The sequence below is a fragment of the Ruegeria sp. HKCCD9138 genome, from assembly GCF_057220975.1.
The window spans coordinates 143,175-161,580 of the sequence record NZ_JBWVAZ010000004.1 but is presented as its reverse complement, the minus strand read 5'-3'; the positions used below and the strand labels follow the sequence as shown (position 1 = coordinate 161,580).

Below are 18,406 nucleotides of genomic sequence, written 5' to 3'. Positions count from 1 at the left end.
AAGTCCTTTCACGGCAGACTGAGCTTGGCCATACGACCGCCATCGACGGTATAGACCTGACCGGTGATGAAACCGGCCTCTTCGGCAGCCAAGAACGCCACCAGTGCGGCCACCTCTTCCGGCGCGCCGGTGCGGGCGACGGGATGAATACGCCCGATATCTCGGCGAAAGGCTTCGGGGTCCGGCATGGACTCGATGAAATCCATGTTGAGCTCTGTGTCGATCCACCCTGGCGCGACCGCGTTGCAGCGAATGCCCTCGGCTCCGTGATCCACCGCTACCGCGCGGGTCAGCCCGTGAAGGCCAGCCTTTGACGCGCAATATGCGGCGTGGCCGGGATTGGCGCCCAGCCCCTCGATGGAGCCGATATTAACGATGTTTCCGCGGGTCTTGCGCAAATGCGGCAGGGCCGCTTTGATCATCAGAAAAGGCGCGGTCAGATTGACTGTCAGGTTGCGCTGCCAGTCTTCGACTGACATTTCCTCGACAGAAGCCTCCTGCATCATACCGGCGTTGTTCACCAGCACATCGAGCCCCCCCGCCGTCCTGACGACCTGAGAAACGACAGCCGCAGGATTGCTGGGATCGCTCAGATCCGCCTCAATTCCTTCGAACCTCGCATCCTGTCCGCGCTGCGCAGTAAACACACGGGCACCTTCCTGCCGAAGCCGTTCCGCAATTGCCTGACCAATGCCGCTGCGGCCGCCTGTGACGAGCGCTGTCTTGCCCTCGAACCGAGTCATGACACCGGTTTCCCGCCGTTGACCTCGACAAGTGAACCGCAGATGTAGCGCGAAGCATCCGACACGAGGAACATCACGACGTCAGCAATATCCTCGGGTTCTGCGACACGGCCCAAGGGTACCGTTTTCCCCAGCTCGGCCACTGCCGTATCAGGGTCGAATCCACGCTTGGTAAATCCGGTGCGCAACATCGGCGTGTTCACCTCGTTCGGGCAAACCGCGTTGATGCGGATGCCCTGATGAGCGTGATCCATCCCCATGCACTGTGTCAGAGACGCGATGGCCGCCTTGGTCATGCAATAGAGCGCGTGATTGCCACCCGGCCGCAGGCCCCAGCACGAAGCGGTGTTGACGATTGCCCCGCCGCCATTGCGGGCCATGATCGGGATCGCGGCGCGGCAGATGCGAAACGGTGCCTCAACGTTCACACCCATGGACAGCGACCAATCCGCGTCCGAAGTATCCGTGACCGGACCGCGTGTGATCACGCCGGCGTTGTTGACAACAATATCCAAATGACCGAGAGAAACTGCTGCTGCATGCGGCAGACTGTCCGCATAAGCCTGATCCAGCAAGTCTCCGGGCAGGTGTGCCTCAGCCTCAATCCTGTCGACCTCACGATCGGCAGCTGCGACACGAGCACCCGCCTCGCGCAATTGTTTGACAATCGCGGCGCCGATACCTCCGGCTGCACCGGTTACCAATGCAGCCTTTCCTGCCAGTTCCATGTCTCTTCCCATATCTCGTTGCTTCCCTGCTGAACGGACGTCGCCTCGTCTGCGAACCATTGGCGCCGTTTCACGTTATGAGTCTCACCAAAAAAGAACCCGCCCAATTTCTTGGGCGGGCAAGTTCGGGGGAGTGTTCAGTAACTTTGGTTCAGTTCATCGGCCACAGGGATTTCCCGTTCCCGGCGGGCGATGTAATCCAGCAAGGCTTCGTTCTTGGCTTCATCCAGCTTTGGCTCTTCATACTCGGCCAGCAGCTTTCGCGCGTGCTTTAAGGCCCGTTCGGTGATCTCAACCTCGCCCTCGGCCACCCATTGCTCGATTGAATTATTGTCGAACAGTTCCGGCATGAAGAACGCTTCCTGGAAGTTGTCCTGCGTATGCGGATGGCCCAGATAGTGCCCGCCCGGCCCGACATCGGGCACCGCCGAAATCGCCTGATCGAAATCATGCCACTTTGGGCCTTCGGCCATGCGGTAGGCCATCGCGCATTGTTCTGCATCGACGATAAATTTCGCGACCGAACAATGCATGCCTGCTTCGTTCCAACCTGCGCTGTGCCAGATATAGTTCGCACCGGCATGGACAACGGCCTGCAGTGTTGTGGCGGATTCGTACCCGGCTTGCGCGTCGAATGTCTTGGCCCCGCCCAGTGTGTTCGATGTCCGCCATGGCACGCCGTAGTGCCGCGCCATCTGACCGATCATGAAGTTCATCAGGCTGATTTCGGGCGTGCCGGCCATCGGCGCACCGGATTTCATCGACACCGTCGAAAGATAGTGGCCGTAGATTGCGGGCGCTCCCTTGCGGATGACCTGCGTATAGGCCAATGCCGATAGCGCCTCGGCATTCAGCTGTGCCACCGTGGCGGGCACTGATGCGGGCGTGTTCGCACCACCCAGAACGAAGGGCGAGCACAAGACCGGCTGGTTGCAGCGGCAGAAGGCGCGCATCGCGCCCAGCATGGTTTCATCCCAGACCAGCGGTGAGTTGCCGTTGCAGTTGCCGGTCGTGACCGGGTGGGTCTCCAGATACTCTTCGCCAAACAGGATGGCACACATGTCCATCACGTCCTCGGCATTTTTGGGCGAGGTTGTCATGCCCATGAATGTCTTGTCCGAGTGCTTCATCGACGAATAGGTGATGCGCAGATGCCGCTGGCTGATCGGGTGATCGTAAGGCTCGACGATATGGTGGGCCGAGCTGTGCATCGCCGGCATCATATGTGCCAGCTTGTGGAACATCGCCAGATCGTCGAGCGTCGGATTGCGCCGAACATCATCCAGATCGCGCAGGAAGGGCGCGCCGGTCATTGGCACGAAAATCGAGTGTTTGCCACCAAGGCGCACGTTCTTTTGTGGATTGCGGGCGTGATATGTGAAATCCGCCGGGATCGTCGCAATCAGTTCGCGTATAAGACCGCGATCCAGATAAACCAGTTCGCCGTCGACCTTGGCGCCTGCCCGTTTCCAGTCTTCCAGCGCGATAGGATCACGGAACTGAACGCCGACATTTTCCAGAATATCCATCGAGGCATTGTCGATGCGTTCGACCTGTTCCGCATCCATCACTTCGCACAAGGGAATACCTCGGGTCAGGCCGGGCAGCATGTCGAATTTTGGTGCAGTCCGGATCGCACGACGCGCGGAACGGCCGCCGGTACGGGTTCTGGTTGCAGGGGCGGAAGTGTTCATTTGTGAGGTCTCCTTCACCTGTATCATTTCCAAGTTCACGGGGCGACACATGCATGAATGCGAAACGTTGTTGCAGAAAGCGACTCTGCCAAAAGCCGCCGGTATGCAGGCCGGAAACACGCCTAATTCTGGCGGTTCGCTCTACGTGATCCGGCACCCGGACCACGACCGCTGACCGATTTCCACTCGCCCCGGATTACCCTGCAAGCGCAGTGAATTCAGGATCGTTTGCCCCGCTCCTCAGTTACCTAAAACGAGGACGCCCGCAGGCGGGTGGTTTACCAAAGTAAACAACGTTAGGCTGAGGCATGTCGAACCGAGATATGACGACGAAGTCCAATGTGTGTATGAATAATTTGCAGACCGGGGGACATGGATGCTGAACGCTCGAGTGTTACGAAACTGTGCCGCTGTGTTGGGTTTGTCCGTTTTACTCCACGATTCAGGCGAAGCCCGGGCTCAGCAAGGCTCGGCCGACCCGGAACCGAATGTGTTGGCCGCAACGTCTTCGTCCCCCGAAGATAACTGGGCCGATGTAAGGACCGTGTTGGATCAGCGTTGTGTCGTCTGCCACAGCTGCTACGACGCGCCTTGCCAGCTTAAACTGACATCACCGGATGGTTTGCTGCGTGGAGGCAGCAAGGACGCCATCTACCACACGGAACGCCTGTCAGATGCGCAGCCTACACGGCTTGGAATTGACGCGCATACGGTGCCCGAATGGCGCGCGCTCGGGTTCTATTCCGTTATGCGGATGCCGGGGCAGTCGGCCGACGCTCCGTCGCTGCTGGAGCAAACCCTAGAACTTGGGCGTCAGAATACGTTGGAGGCCAACGCCCCTGTGCCCAATGACCTTGGCCTCGCCGTTGATCGAGCGCTCGTCTGCCCCACGACAAGCGAATTCGACGCGTTCCGAAAAAACCATCCGCTCGCTGGTATGCCTTATGCGATGGCTCCACTGGATCACGACGACTTCCAAACACTTATGTCGTGGGCCAGCAGCGGAATGGTGCCCTCTTCTGTCCCACCCGAATTACCCGACGAAATCCGGGAACAGATCGCAGCGTGGGAGACATTTCTGAACGGGACCGACCTGCGAACCCAGTTGATGAGCCGGTACCTTTACGAGCACCTGTTTCTCGCCCGGCTGCATTTTCAAGGCGACCCATCCAGACGGTTCTTTCAACTCGTTCGATCGACTACGCCACCTGGCGAAGCAATCGACGTAGTCGCGTCGCGACGTCCGTTTGATGATCCGGGCGAGGGTTCGTTCTACTACCGACTGCAGTTGTTTGATGAGACGATTGTGCACAAAGACCATTTGGTCTACCGGATCGGGCAAGATCGGATGGCGCGATATCACGAGCTGTTTCTCGAACCCGATTGGTCACTGGCCGAACTGCCACCCTACGGCAATGCCGAGGGCGGCAGTCCATTCACCACTTTTGTCGAGATGCCGGCACGAAGCCGCTATCAGTTTCTTTTGGACGACGCCCTGTTCTTTGTGCGCAGCTTTATCCGAGGCCCGGTCTGTCACGGCCAGACTGCGGTCGATGTGATCGAAGATCGGTTCTGGGTCAGCTTCCTTGCACCGGATGCCGACCTGTCGGTTACGGACCCGAGCTATCTGGAAGAAGGCGCCACGTATCTTGAGCTGCCCGTTTCGCAGGTCGACCGCGGGGTGTTGGGCGACCTGCAAACGTTCTCGCACAAAAACCAGATCAAATATCTGGATTTTCGGGACGCGCGGTACCGAGTTAGCCCAGCGCACAAAACCGGGTTCGGGTACGATGCGATTTGGGATGGCGACGGCACGAACCCGAATGCCCTGATCACTGTTTTTCGCCATTTCGACAATGCCTCAGCCATGACCGGGTTTCATGGCGGTATTCCGGAAACGGCCTGGGTCATCGATTTTCCGATTTTCGAACGCATCTACTATGATCTGGTGGCGGGATACGACGTCTTTGGTCGTGTCGAGCATCAGCTTGCGACACGGCTGTACATGGATGAACTGCGCATGGAGAGCGAGGACACGTTCCTGACATTCATGCCCAGAAACATCCGCACAGAAATGCACCGGGACTGGTACAAAGGCTACCTGGCCGAAATACACACGTTCTGGCATCAGCGCCGCGTAGACGACAGTTTTCCCACAGGCATCGATTTTGCCACGACCTCCCCGAAGCAGGAATTTCTTCTTAACCTGCTCAAGCGCGGCAATGGGCTATGGCCGTTGACCGATCCGATCAATCGATGCGCGGCAGAGAACTGCCCGCAGGGCCAAGGCGATGACGTGGAACCAATGTTGCGGGAACTCGCAGACCAGACAGGTGATTGGGTGAAGTTTCTGCCGGACCTGTCCGTTCTTTTGATCGAAAAAATCGATGGCACAACAGAAGTCTTTTCATTTGCGCATGACAAGGCTCACAAGAATGTGGCCTTTCTGTTCGACGAAGAGGCCCGGCGCGAGCCGCAATTGGATGTGCTCACAATCATTCCGGGACAGTTCGCGAGCTATCCGAATTTCTTTTTCGATATCCGTCAGAACGAACTCAGTAGCTTCGCATACGATCTGAAGTCGATGCGATCACAGCAAGACTGGATGGACGTTGTTGCCAGATATGGTGTGCGCAGAACAAGCCCCGATTTCTGGGCCATCAGCGATCAGCTTCATACGATCTTTTCTCAGCAATTGCCGATTCAGGCCGGTATTCTGGACCTCAACAGATACAAAGACCCCAAAGCGGACGACGACCCGACCTGATCCGGGTCGGGCGCGCTCCACTCTTTCTCGTTGGAAATACACAGGCACGCCACCTTCGCCCGGCAGCGGTTGACATTGGCCGCGCGTGCGCCGCGCAGTGATTGGCGATTGCGAGCGCTAGATCGCCAAATACTCTTCACGAAGCTTGGCATTCTCCAACACTTCGTTGGCCGTTCCGTCAAAAACGATGCTTCCCGTATCAAGAATTATCGCACGATCGGCAAGCTCCAGCGCCCGAACAGCGTTTTGTTCGACGATGATGGTCGTCATACCCTGTTGCTTGACATGAATAAGGGTTTTTTCGATCTCATCGACGATGACGGGGGCCAATCCCTCGTAAGGCTCATCCAACAGCAGAACCTTGATGTCCCGCGCCAGTGCTCTGGCGATTGAAAGCATCTGTTGTTCACCACCCGACAGAGTAATCCCCTCCTGTTTGCGGCGCTCTCCCAGCCTTGGGAACAGTTCATACAGCCGTTCCAGCGACCACCCGACGGGCGGTGCTATTTGTGCAAGCTGCAGGTTTTCTTCCACCGTAAGCCCAGGGATAATTCGTCTGTCTTCCGGGACCAGTCCAAGCCCGGCGGACGCAGCTTCGTAGCTTGTCATTTTATGCAAGGGCTGGTGATCCAGCCAGATTTCTCCGTGCCGGACTTCGGGCTCCCCAACCCTTGCGATGGAACGTAGGGTCGAGGTTTTTCCAGCGCCGTTGCGCCCCAGCAGAGCCAGGATTTCGCCTTCGTGAACGTTAAAGCTAACGCCCTGTACGATATAGCTTTCACCATAGTAAGAATGCACGTCCCAGACGGAAAGAAACGCCGGTGCCGTGCTGGCCATATTCGCGTTTTTTGAAAAGTCAGGTTTCTCGTTCATAGCTTTTCCTTACGCAGCTTCGCCCAGATACGCTTCGCGGACCTTGGGGTTACCGCGAATATTTTCTGGCGTGTCTTCGACCAGCGGAGTGCCTTGGGCAAGAACGGTGATCCGTTCCGCCAGGCTGAATACTACATGCATGTCGTGCTCGATGATCGCGATGGTGATGTCGCGCTCGTCTTTGATTTGTTTAAGTAAATCAATCGTGTTGTTGGTGTCCGCCCGAGCCATACCGGCAGTTGGTTCGTCCAGCAGCAGTAGCCGAGGGTTCTGACTGAGGCACATGCCGATCTCGAGGCGCCGCTTGTCTCCGCGTGACAAGGATGCCGAATGCATGTGACGTTTGTCAGCCATGTTCATCTCTTCCAGCATGGCCTCGGCCTGCTCGACAATGGCTTTTTCGTTTGCGATGGTCTCATAAGCATGCATCCGAAAGGCACCGTCGCGCATGGCGAAAATCGGGATCAGCATGTTTTCCATCACGGTCAGCTCGCCGAAAATTTCCGGTGTCTGGAACACGCGGCTTATGCCCATCTGGTTGATTTGATAGGGTTCGAGCCCCAGAACCGACGCGTTGTCGAACAACACAGCTCCTGTATCCGGCATCAGCTTGCCGACCAGGCAATTGAGCAACGTGGATTTGCCTGCGCCATTCGGACCGATGATTGCATGTACCGAGTTTTCTTCGACGCTGAGGTTGACGTCCGTCAACGCTTTTAATCCACCGAAGTTCTTGCTGACGTCTTTGACTTTTAAGATTGCCATTCTCGCGCCCCCTTATTCCGCAGGCTCGGTTTCACCGGACTGGGTATCGCCGGTTTCCGATTTCTTGCGCTTGAACCACTTCATCAAGCGCTGACCACCTTCGACAAGGCCGCCGGGCAGATAGATTACCACAAGCATGAACAGAATGCCGAGGGTCAGGTGCCAGCCCTTCCCGATGAACGGGTGAATCAGGAACACCACCGCATCTTCAAGCCCGTCGGGCAGGAAGGCGAACCAGCTGTGCAGGACATTGTCGTTGATCTTCGAGAAGATGTTCTCGAAATACTTGATGAAGCCCGCGCCCAGAACCGGACCGATCAACGTGCCCGTGCCGCCGAGAATTGTCATCAATACGACCTCACCAGAGGCGGTCCACTGCATCCGTTCGGCACCCGCCAGCGGGTCCATGGCGGCCATCAGACCTCCGGCCAGACCGGCGTACATGCCCGAGATCACAAAGGCGGCCAGTGTGTACGGCTTCGAGTTCAGGCCGGTGTAATTCATCCGCTGCTGGTTCGATTTGACCGCACGCAGCATCATACCAAAGGGTGAGCGGAAGATGCGGATCGCCAGATAGAAGACGATCATCAGGACCACTGCGCACAGGTAATAGCCCGCGTTGAAGTCAAAGCTCCATGCACCCAGATCCATGGTATAGGTCGCGCGCATCGGCAGACCGAAAAGGTGCGGCAGGTCCGGCGCGTTGGCACCCTGCAATATCTGCGGATCATCCGCGTAGACCTGCAGACCGGTCTCGCCGTTGGTCAGGTTGAACTTGGGGTTCGACAGCACCGAGTAGGCCAGCGCAAAGCTCATCTGCGCAAAGGCCAGAGTCAGGATCGAGAAATAGATGCCTGACCGCCGCAGGCTGACAAACCCGATCAGAAGCGAGAAAAGCCCGGCGACGACGACGCTCAGCGCGATGGCCGGGATGACGTTATAGCTGAGCAGCTTGAACATCCACACGGCTGAATAAGACCCTACGCCCAGAAAGGCCGCATGGCCGAAGGACAGATAGCCGGTCAGGCCGAACAGGATGTTGAACCCGATGGCAAAGATGCCGAAGATCACGAACCGCTGCATCAGATCCGGGTAACCCGCGTTGAACTGCGCCATCGCGCTGCCTTCCGGAAACGGATTGAGGATGAAGGGGGCCAGCAAGGTCAAAATACCGACAATAATCAGCAGGCTGGTGTCTCTTTTGTTCAGTCCCAACATTGATTATTCCTCCATCACGCCTTTGCGACCCATCAGCCCGCGAGGTCGCGTCAGCAGCACAATGATGGCGACAAGGTAGATGATGATCTGATTGATTCCGGGGATCGTGGTTGTTGCCCACGTGGTCGAAGCAAAGCTTTCAAGGATGCCCAAAAGGAACCCCGCCAGAACGGCACCGGGCAATGAGCCCATGCCGCCCACGACGACCACAACAAAGCTGAGAACCAGGAAGTCCATGCCCATGTGATAGTTCGGCGGGTTTAGTGGCCCGTACATTACCCCGGCAAGACCTGCGACAGCGGCGGCGATGCCGAACATAATCGTAAAGCGACGGTCAATATTTATACCCAACAGGCCAACGGTTTCCCTGTCTGCCATCCCGGCGCGGACAACCATCCCGAAGGTGGTGAATTGCAGGAACGAGAACACCGCTCCGATGATCGCAACCGCAAAGCCGAAATAGACCAGCCTCCAGATCGGATAGATGATCGCATTCGGATCGAAACCCACCATGACACCTAGATCGATCGAGCCTCTCAAAGCATCCGGCGGAGGCGTTTGGATCGGGTTGGCACCAAAGAAATACTTGACGATTTCCTGCAGCACGATTGCCAGACCAAAGGTCACAAGGATCTGATCCGCATGGGGGCGCTTGTAGAAGTGTTTGATCAGCCCGCGTTCCATCACGTAACCGACCAGCAGCATGATCGGGATCGCGAACAGGATCGCAAACGGTACCGACCAGTCGATAATGGTCGCGCCAACCTCGGGCCCAAACCAGGCTTCGACATAGGGGGTTTCCACTTTCAGAGGATTGCCCAGAAAGTCTGTTTGGGTTTCGTCAACGGTCTCGAAACTCAGGTTCAACAGCTTTTGCAAAGTGACGGCACAGAAGGCACCGATCATGAACAGCGCCCCATGGGCAAAGTTCACGACCCCGAGAGTTCCGAAAATCAGTGTCAGGCCCAGCGCGATGAGCGCGTAGGCAGATCCTTTGTCCAGACCGTTCAGAATTTGCAGTAGGATGGCGTCCATTGCCCCACCTCAAGGTTGGTCAGCTTAGAATGAGTGGTCAGCACCGGGCCGATTTGCCCGGCTATGAGTCTGGCCGCTTCTCAGCGGCCAGACTTCAGTCAAAGAGTTTACGCACCCGGGTTGCACTCGCCGAGATCGCCACCGGCGAACATCGGATGATCCGGAGCATAAGTGACCTGTTCGACCGGCGTCACTTCGACGATCTCAAGAGTGTCATACTCATTGGTCGGGTTTTGATTGCCGCGCACAACCAGAACATCCTTGAAGCACTGGTGATCGTCCGCACGATACAATGTCGGGCCATTGCCGAGCCCATCGAACTCAAACCCCTCCAGAGCTTCGACAACACCACAGGGGTTGAAGGTCCCCGCACGCTCTACCGCGTCAGCATAGAGCAGAACCTGCGCATAGCACGTCTGGGCCGAGTTCGACGGCGGCTTGCCGTATTTCTCACCAAACGACTTCACGAAGGCCTTGGTGCCCTCATCCTGAAGCTGCCAGTTCCAGTTCATCGACCCCAGCACGCCCTTGATGTTTTCGCCTGCACCCGCGGCCATCAGTTCGGAATAAAGCGGCACGACGATCTTGAAGTCCTTGCCGTTTGCAACCTTGTCGAGCAGGCCGAACTGGATCGCGTTGGTCAGCGAGTTCACCATGTTGCCGCCATAGTGGTTCAGGACCAGCACATCCGCACCCGAATTCAGTACCGGCGCGATGTAAGACGAAAAGTCCGTCGACGCGAGTGGTGTCTTGACCGTGTTGACCGTTTCCCATCCCAGGGCTTCGGTCGAAGCGACGATCGACTCTTCCTGGGTCCAGCCCCAGTTGTAGTCGGCCGTCAGGTGATAGGCGCGGCGTTCGTTACCCATTTCCGCAGCCAGCACCGGCGCCAGCGCGGCACCCGACATGTAGGCGTTGAAGAAATGGCGGAAGCCGTTGGCCTTTTTATCTTTGCCTGTCGTGTCGTTGGCGTGGGTCAGACCTGCCATGAAGATTACGCCCGCCTCTTGGCACAGACCCTGAACCGCAACAGCCACGCCCGAGGACGAACCACCGTTGATCATGATCGCGCCGTCTTTTTCGATCATCGACTTGGCCGATGCGCGCGCGGCGTCTGATTTTGTCTGAGTATCACCGGTGACGAATTCGACTTTCTTGCCGAGGATACCGTTGCCCTTCAGCGCCTTGGACGAGAAGGTGTTCAGGCACCCACCGTCGCCCTCGCCGTTCAGATGCTCAACCGCTAGCTGTTGTGCGAGCAGCTCGTCATTGCCTTCTTCCGCGTATGGGCCAGTCTGCGGGACGTTGAATCCCAAAACGACCGAAGACCCTGTAGGCTCGTTCGTGAAGGCCGCTGCGGATGATGCGGTGAAGATAGTTGGTAAGGCCAACCCGGTGCCTGCGACTGCACCAGATTTCAACACGCCGCGGCGCGTGACATTTTTGTTAGTCATAAATTCCTCCCATTTCCATTTTGCCGTTTGGCTCCTCTTCCAGCAGGCAAAAGCGCACTTATGTGCACTTGAATTATGGGAACGGGTTAGAAAACTACTCAATAAATGATTAGTTTTAAAACAAAATTTTGTAAACAAATTCACATAAAAAGAGAAATTTTGTAAATTATTTCTTCACCAACCTTACAAGGGACTGAATTATATTTGTTAAGTAGCCAAATACAGGTGCACGCATATCCCGACTTGCATTGTCAGTTGAAGCGCTGGGTTGGCCGTTCTACCGCTAGGGCTGATTGGAGGACATAAGCTCCTCCCGTATTTGTAGAGTTGGCGGTCGGTACCCGGCTGGCTCTGTGTCGGTTTCGGCGTGCGGATCATCCCGTTCTGACGATCGCAACTTCCTTGCCACTGCGTCTCGATTGGATCGCGGCAAAGGCCAGTGCCAATGATCTCAGGTTGTGTCGGGCCGAGTTGTCCGGTGGACGATTTTCTTCGATTGCGCAGAGCAGTTCGCCCATTGCCCCACGAAATCCGTCGTTGAACCATGTCCCCTTCAAATCAGGGCGAGCATACCCGCTTGCGGTTGTCAGAGTGATCGTTTGCTGCCCCAGATCTGGTCCTTGGGAAACGATACTGCCGTCCGTGCCGGAGATATAAGTCGTATCTTGCGTCCCGTGTTGAGTACTGCCGTCGAAGACCAGGCTGGCTTGACCGCCTTGCAGCCTGATCACCGCCTGAGCCAGAAGCGGCACCTTGTTCTTTTGACCAATGGCGCCGGACGCAGTGGCAAAGACGGCCTCCGCTCGCCCCCCGACAATGGACGATACAAAATCGAACCAGTGGATTCCAAAATCGTAAAGGATCAGGTCCTCGATCTCATCGAAGGCAGTACCGGCGGTCCAACCGTGGTCCCAGTGAATGGCCACATGAATAGATTGTACATCTCCGACAACTCCGGAACGGCACGCTTCACGCATCCAGGCCATGTGTGGTGACCACCGACCATTTTGGTTTACGGCCAGATGCACCCCCTGATCGTCGGCCAACCTGACCAGCGCTTCTCCGGTTGCCAGGTCAGACACAAAGGGCTTCTGGCTTAGTACGTGCTTGCCAGCCTTCAGTGCGGCTTCGATCACAGGAGCCCGCACCCCGGTCGGCAGTGTAATGTCCACGACATCGATTTCATGGTCAGCCAAAAGGTCCTGAAAGTCTTCATCGATGCGGGCGTCGGGGCAGAATTCAGCCGCCTTTTCCTCTGCCTTCGCACGACTTCGGTTCCAAAGTGCAACAACATCCCAACCTGCCGAGCGGTAGGCATCGAGATGGCTGTTTGAGATACCTCCGGTTCCTATCACTCCGATCCGCGGACGATAGGATCGCGGGCTAGGCGGAAGATAGTCAATTTCTGGCGCCGCGTTTTCAGGCAGTTCCTTGGATTTCAGGGCATAGGTGTCTGTGTCGGCAGCATCATCACTCACGGCAGCAACTCCAGTGTGCGCTTCTGGGCAGCAGACTGAACCGCCGTATCAACGATCCTCTGAGCGGTCAGGCACAATTGCGGGTCCAGCGGACCTGCAACCGGATTACCGCGCCTGATGCATCCCAACACGTATTCAATCGCGTTTGTTTGACCCCTTGGCAACGGATCGGCAGGGACGTTGTGTCGTTCAGGTCGGGCGCGTGTCTGAACCGTGACGTGATCGGCATAATCCGGCGAAGCGATCGTGCCGTCGGTTCCCACGAAGACGAAGCCGCAGACGGGTTGCGGCTGCGTAGTCCACGGGTCGGTGAACGTTCCCCAACGCGTCTCCATCTTGGACAAACCGCGCGCATAGCGGCAAACGGCGATAGCATGCTGATCAACTTCGATTCCAGGAGTTTCGTCGACGGTACAGGTAACCTCGAGCGGCGCCTCACCACCCATGTACCAGGTCCCCAGCGTCGCCCCGTAACCCAGATAGTCCAGCAATGACCCGCCGCCTGAGGATTTCTTGTACCACCAGGAAGACGGCTTTTGTTGCTCAACTTCTTCAGGGGTGACCTCGACCTTGTCGGCTAGGTGAAAGAGGGGGCCGCGATTGCCGTCGTAGAAATGCACTTCGCGCAATTCACCGATCAATCCTTCGTCAATCAGGCGTTTGGCGGTGACGTGGCTTTCGACCCACCTCAGAGGCCAGTTGATGATCAATTGCCGACCTGTCCCGTCCATGGCTGCCATCATGCGGCGCGCATCATCGGCCGAGGCGGCAAAGGGTTTTTCGACGAAGACATGCAGGTCATGAGGCGCCAGTTTTTCGGTGAATTCGGCGTGATCTGCCGTAGCCACGCAAAGAATGGCCAGATCATATGACCCGGCGGCCATGCAGGTATCGAAATCGGTAAAAACGCGCTCTTTTGGAATTGCGAAGTTCTCGATAGCCGAAACCATTTTCTGACGGTCCGGATCGAAAATACCGGCAATTTCCGCGTCGGGGTGATCGTGCACCATCCGAAGCAAGTCGCCCATGTGCATATGGTCAAAGCTTATTCCGACAACCCGAAACCTGGACATGGCCCCTCCCCCTCTAACGGTTTCCTGTGATCCTGACGTAAACGGCTGTCACGGCAAGGATGATCAGGCCGAACAGGACTGTTCTGGCACCTTCCGGCATCTGCAGCAGCGTCAGCATGGTATCCAGAACTCTGATGATCAGTGCGCCCACAATGGCACCTGCAAAGCTCCCGCGCCCGCCGAATATCGACGTTCCACCAATGACCGCAGCCGCCACAGACGGAAGCAACAGCGGATTGGCAAGGCTCAGCGAAGTTTGCCGGATCATACCAAGATAGAGCAAACCCGCCACCGCCGCGATCAACCCAGACAGCGCGTATAGCGCAAGATACACCTGCCAGGATTTGACGCCCGAGAGTTTGGCTGCGTTTTCGTTTGAGCCCAGCGCGAAAAGCAGTCTGCCGAACCCGGTGAACCGCATCAGCCAGAAGATGAACAAGGCGAAAGGCACGAACAGGAACAACCCATTGGGCATGGACAATGTGCGCCCTGTTCCCAGCCAGGCCAAAAAGGCCGGAATCTCGGAACCGGCATTGATGACCAGCCGCTGATACACCTGCAGGCACCCCGTGGCGATCAGTCCGGTTCCCAGCGTCATGATCAGCGGATGGACGCGCACCAGTCCGACCCCAAGGCCGTTTACGACCCCGACGACCACACCGGACGCCAGAGCAATCAAAACCGCAGGCGCCACACCCCATAATGAGCTTAGGGTTGCACAAACAAAAGCGGCTACGGTTGCCACTATCCCGGCGGACAGGTCGATCCCGGCCGTCAGCATCGTCAGCACCTGGCAGGCAGCAAGCATCGCAAGTGGTATTGCAAACTTGATCAGGTTTCCGACCCAAAAGGTTGAGACAATACCGTCGCGCCCCGCCCGGAAGGGCGTGACAATACCTGGCCGCATAACTTCCAGAGTGACGATCAGCAAAACCAGAAAGGCCAAAAGCGGGATCACGGGATTGTCGCGCAGGAACCGGCCAATGCGGACAATGGGTGGGTCATTCACGGACATACTCATCGTCTTGCCCCTCGTCGGGTTGCCGCAGTGCCAAGCAGAACAACGGCTACCATGATGGTGCCCTCAATGATCGTCGTGACGTTGGGATCAACGGCCAGAAGCGTCAGGATCGTTCGAACAATCCGCAGAATGAACACGGCGATTATGGGGCCCAGCAGGCCGCCTCGCCCACCGCCCAGAACCACGCCGCCCAGAACCACGGCAGCGACCGACGCAAGCAGGTAAGGACCCGGCACCGGCTCACCGATCCCTGTCAATGCCGCCAGGCTCAGACCGCCAAAGGCGCAGAACAACCCGCAAATGCCATAGGCCGCGACTTTTACGCGACCAACATTCACACCCGAGCGAAAGGCCGCACGCTCATCAGAACCCGTTGCAAAGATTGAGATGCCCAATTTGGATCGGCGAATGGGAAGCCATATCAGCGCGACGCAGCCAACGATGATCGCCAGCGCGTTGGGTACACCGGGAACAAGGCTGCCGCGGATGCTTTGCTGTACCCAATCAGTGGTGGAACCACCCGGCGTTTCAAGAATCAGTAGCGCGACCCCTTCCCAGACGAACAGCATCGCCAGCGTTACAACAATGTCAGGTACACGCGTCACGACGATGAGACAGCCGTTGATCAGCCCCATGGCGAGGCCCAGACCAAGAACAATCACAATGGCGGACAAACCCGACATCTTCTCCATCAATACGGCGGCCGACACAGCGCAAACCGCCATCATCGATGCAACAGACAGGTCGATGCCCCCTACGATAACCACCGCCGCCATGCCCGCTGTCGCAAAAGCAAAGGGCAATGCGGCGCGCGCAATACTCTCCAGCCCGGATGCGCCGAATGAAGGTTGAATGAGTTTGGTGATGATCAACAGAACCAGGAGCAGCGCGACGAGCCCGAGAAGCCAGGAATGTTTGCGCAGAATCTCTGTCACGCCGCAGTCTCGTTTTCAGTCAGCCCGTAAGCCGCCCGCAACAATGTCTGCTCGTCCGCGTCTTCCGCGTCGATGACATCCACGACCCGGCCGTTGAAGATGACCATGGCACGATCACAGGCCAGCGGCACCTCTTCCAGTTCGGATGTATAAAACAGGATCGAGGCACCGTTTTGCGCCAATTCACGGACAAGCGGATAGATCTGACGCTTGGTTCGCACATCAATTCCCCGCGTGGGATCAAACAACAAAAGCGTCTCGACGCCCGTGGCCAGCCATCTGCCAATCGTTACTTTCTGCTGGTTACCGCCGGACAAACGCTGCACTTCGCCCTGAGCCCGAGTGTCGATCTGCAATTTTTCAATCGCGTAATCGACCCGTTCACGCTCGCGCCGTAGCTTCAGGTTGCCCCAGGCGCGAACACGCGCAGAAAATGGCAGTGCGATGTTCTCTTTTACTGACCGCTGGGCCAACAGCGCTTCGGCCCGATCACCCGGAACGAAAGTCAGACCGACCGAGATTGCATCGGCAGGATGCCTGAACGCAACCTGCGATCCGTTTACTTCTATCCCTCCGGCCGTGGGCGGTAAGAAGCCGGCCAGACATTCGAACAATTCGTCCTGGCCCTGCCCCTCAAGCGCGACCACACCAAGCACTTCGCCCGGATGGAGATCAAACGAGATGTTCGAGACCTTTGGCGCGATTGCCAAGTCCTTGACACTCAGGCGCGGGTCCTTCTGCCTGACCGAACGCTTGTCTTTGACTTCGCGCCGTCCCAAATCCAGTTTCTGCCCCAGCATAAGCTCTACCGCGCGTTCTTCTACACCGGGTTCGATTGCCAGATCGCCGACGCTCATCCCGTCTCGCAATACCGAGGCCCGGTCGCAGAGTTCAGAGATTTCGCTGAACCGATGCGACACATAGATGACTCCCATGCCCTCGTTCGCCTGCTCGCGCACGACCCTGAGAACACGCTCCACAAGGTCTGTGGGAAGCGCAGCCGTCATCTCGTCAAGCAGAAGCACGTCGGGTTTTGACGCCAGAGCGCGCGCGAGATCCAGTATGCGCAACGTGGCCAGCGGCAAGTCACCGATCATGTCGGACAGGTTCAGGTTTCCGATCCCAAGTTCGCCAACCCAATGCCCGAACGGCTGGACCGGAGTATCGGTTAGACGCAGGTTGTCGGCCACGTCCAGATCAGGAATGAGCGAGGGCTCCTGATATACCGGGACAAGACCTGACTTTCGGGCCTCTGAAGGGCTTCCGACATGGGCCTGCTGACCACGGATCAGCACCTGACCGCTGTCCGGCCTCAAGGCGCCGGTGATGATTTTCACAAATGTGGATTTCCCGGCACCGTTTGCCCCCATCAACGCAACGATTTCGCCGGGCGAAACGCTGAGACTGGCGTCCGTCAACGCGCGGACGGCACCAAAGCTTTTGGCAATCCCAGTGGCGTCGAGAAGATGTGTTTGCGTCATTGGTGCCCGCTGTTCCAACTTGCCGCGTTCCCCCCGCCCAAATTGGGCAGGGAGAATGCTGGCAATTTCCCGTTTATTAGCTGTCGCCCGGACCCTTGCATTCGATGATTTGCTCCATCGTGTAGTCGGTCCAACCCGGAACGGTGACCGAGACCGGCCACTCGGGATCCAGATTCGGGTTTTGCGCCGCGGTAATGGTTGCGACACCCTCATCAGTCGCGTTTTCCCATAGCACCGGGTCAACGAGTACAGTCTTACTGTCAGGGGCGTTGCCATTCAGAATGTCAACGGCAAGCGCGATACCTGCCCCGCCAACGGAACCTGGGTTGGTGACAGCGGCACCCTGAAGGCCATCAACTTCGGTCAGATACTGCACGAACCCCGCATTGTCGGCCCCAACGATTGGCACCAGCGGAGCGCCGGATTCAACAAACGCATCAACGATCACGTTGTCGATTCCACTGGTCCACACACCATCGAAAGGAATACCGGTGGCCAGAAAGTCAAACATCTGTTGTTTGCCCTGGTCCTGCTGCCAACCGGTGAACACCTCGTGCACCACATTGATACCTTCATGTTCAGCCAGGGCCCGCTTAAAGCCATTGTCGCGGTCGGTATCAGCTGACACGCCAGCAATCCCGCGCATATAGACAACATCGCCGGAACCACCCAACTGCTCAAACAGCCACTTGGCGCCGAGATAGGCGTATTCTTCCTGGTTGTTCGACAAAATGTATGCACCGTCCGCCGTTACGCCAGCGTCGACCGCGACCACCACGATGCCCTTCTCCATGGCGGCATCCAACGCCGAGTTCAGTGCATCCGGGTTCGATGGGTTCAGAACGATCGCGTCAACCCCGGCTTCAATCAGGTTGTTGATGTCCTCCAACTGACCGGCTGAATCCGTGTTGCGGTGGGCCACAATCAGGTTGGAGACGTCGCCCTCTACCAAGGCCTGAGCGCGCATCGCACAGATCATCTGTTCACGCCAACCGTTGCCTTGCACGGTATTGGATACGCCGATGGTATAGTCCGCGGCAAACGCCGCCGGTGTAAAGGCCGCTGCGACAGCAATGGCAGCCGCACCCGTTAGTAACTTTTTCATTTCTGGTACCTCCCAGTTGATCAATCTTTAGTATGA

The 18,406-nt window shown here is 57.3% G+C and carries 15 protein-coding genes; 1 reads left to right on the top strand and 14 read right to left on the bottom strand.

Annotation, left to right across the window (positions count from 1 at the left end):
- Positions 1 to 8: 8 nt before the first annotated feature.
- The 3 genes from AC2TEL_RS08785 to AC2TEL_RS08775 form a co-directional block, all read right to left on the bottom strand.
- Positions 9 to 743 carry an SDR family NAD(P)-dependent oxidoreductase gene (locus AC2TEL_RS08785; protein WP_480903242.1) on the bottom strand — a complete coding sequence of 245 codons (735 nt, stop codon included), beginning with the start codon at positions 741 to 743 and terminating at the stop codon, positions 9 to 11.
- Positions 740 to 1,471, bottom strand: coding sequence for an SDR family NAD(P)-dependent oxidoreductase (locus tag AC2TEL_RS08780; RefSeq protein ID WP_480843381.1), 732 nt, complete (start codon positions 1,469 to 1,471; stop codon positions 740 to 742). The genes AC2TEL_RS08785 and AC2TEL_RS08780 overlap by 4 nt, the downstream gene beginning before the upstream one ends.
- Positions 1,472 to 1,608: 137 nt before the next feature.
- A complete protein-coding gene (locus tag AC2TEL_RS08775) occupies positions 1,609 to 3,165 on the bottom strand; it encodes a trimethylamine methyltransferase family protein (RefSeq protein WP_480903240.1) in 1,557 nt (518 codons plus the stop codon).
- 376 nt (positions 3,166 to 3,541) lie between these two features.
- Between AC2TEL_RS08775 and AC2TEL_RS08770 the strand changes: the two genes are divergently transcribed.
- Positions 3,542 to 5,932 (top strand): fatty acid cis/trans isomerase, encoded by a 2,391-nt coding sequence (locus AC2TEL_RS08770; RefSeq protein WP_480862073.1) that lies wholly within the window; start codon positions 3,542 to 3,544, stop codon positions 5,930 to 5,932.
- 117 nt (positions 5,933 to 6,049) lie between these two features.
- Here AC2TEL_RS08770 and AC2TEL_RS08765 read toward each other — a convergent pair whose 3' ends face one another.
- The 11 genes from AC2TEL_RS08765 to AC2TEL_RS08715 form a co-directional block, all read right to left on the bottom strand.
- Complete coding sequence (locus AC2TEL_RS08765; protein ID WP_480843385.1) at positions 6,050 to 6,805, bottom strand: ABC transporter ATP-binding protein; 756 nt, start codon at positions 6,803 to 6,805, stop codon at positions 6,050 to 6,052.
- Between the two features lie 9 nt (positions 6,806 to 6,814).
- The gene (locus AC2TEL_RS08760) at positions 6,815 to 7,570 is read right to left on the bottom strand and encodes an ABC transporter ATP-binding protein (RefSeq protein ID WP_480903238.1); all 756 of its coding nucleotides are present in this window, start codon (positions 7,568 to 7,570) and stop codon (positions 6,815 to 6,817) included.
- Between the two features lie 12 nt (positions 7,571 to 7,582).
- Complete coding sequence (locus AC2TEL_RS08755) at positions 7,583 to 8,788, bottom strand: branched-chain amino acid ABC transporter permease (protein ID WP_480903237.1); 1,206 nt, start codon at positions 8,786 to 8,788, stop codon at positions 7,583 to 7,585.
- Between the two features lie 3 nt (positions 8,789 to 8,791).
- Complete coding sequence (locus AC2TEL_RS08750; RefSeq protein ID WP_480903235.1) at positions 8,792 to 9,823, bottom strand: branched-chain amino acid ABC transporter permease; 1,032 nt, start codon at positions 9,821 to 9,823, stop codon at positions 8,792 to 8,794.
- A 107-nt stretch (positions 9,824 to 9,930) separates the two neighbouring features.
- Positions 9,931 to 11,277 (bottom strand): substrate-binding protein, encoded by a 1,347-nt coding sequence (locus AC2TEL_RS08745; RefSeq protein ID WP_480843392.1) that lies wholly within the window; start codon positions 11,275 to 11,277, stop codon positions 9,931 to 9,933.
- A 374-nt stretch (positions 11,278 to 11,651) separates the two neighbouring features.
- Positions 11,652 to 12,755: a Gfo/Idh/MocA family protein gene (locus AC2TEL_RS08740; RefSeq protein WP_480903234.1), complete on the bottom strand. Its 1,104-nt coding sequence runs from the start codon at positions 12,753 to 12,755 to the stop codon at positions 11,652 to 11,654.
- Positions 12,752 to 13,828, bottom strand: a complete 1,077-nt coding sequence (locus AC2TEL_RS08735) for a Gfo/Idh/MocA family protein (RefSeq protein ID WP_480903232.1) — start codon at positions 13,826 to 13,828, stop codon at positions 12,752 to 12,754. The genes AC2TEL_RS08740 and AC2TEL_RS08735 overlap by 4 nt, the downstream gene beginning before the upstream one ends.
- A 13-nt stretch (positions 13,829 to 13,841) precedes the next feature.
- Positions 13,842 to 14,849, bottom strand: coding sequence for an ABC transporter permease (locus tag AC2TEL_RS08730; protein WP_480843397.1), 1,008 nt, complete (start codon positions 14,847 to 14,849; stop codon positions 13,842 to 13,844).
- Complete coding sequence (locus tag AC2TEL_RS08725; protein ID WP_480903230.1) at positions 14,846 to 15,784, bottom strand: ABC transporter permease; 939 nt, start codon at positions 15,782 to 15,784, stop codon at positions 14,846 to 14,848. Before AC2TEL_RS08725 ends, AC2TEL_RS08730 begins: the two co-directional genes overlap by 4 nt.
- Entirely contained in the window at positions 15,781 to 17,265 is a 1,485-nt protein-coding gene (locus AC2TEL_RS08720) for a sugar ABC transporter ATP-binding protein (protein ID WP_480903228.1), read from the bottom strand. Before AC2TEL_RS08720 ends, AC2TEL_RS08725 begins: the two co-directional genes overlap by 4 nt.
- Positions 17,266 to 17,341: 76 nt before the next feature.
- Positions 17,342 to 18,370 (bottom strand): ABC transporter substrate-binding protein, encoded by a 1,029-nt coding sequence (locus tag AC2TEL_RS08715; RefSeq protein WP_480843403.1) that lies wholly within the window; start codon positions 18,368 to 18,370, stop codon positions 17,342 to 17,344.
- Positions 18,371 to 18,406: the final 36 nt, after the last annotated feature.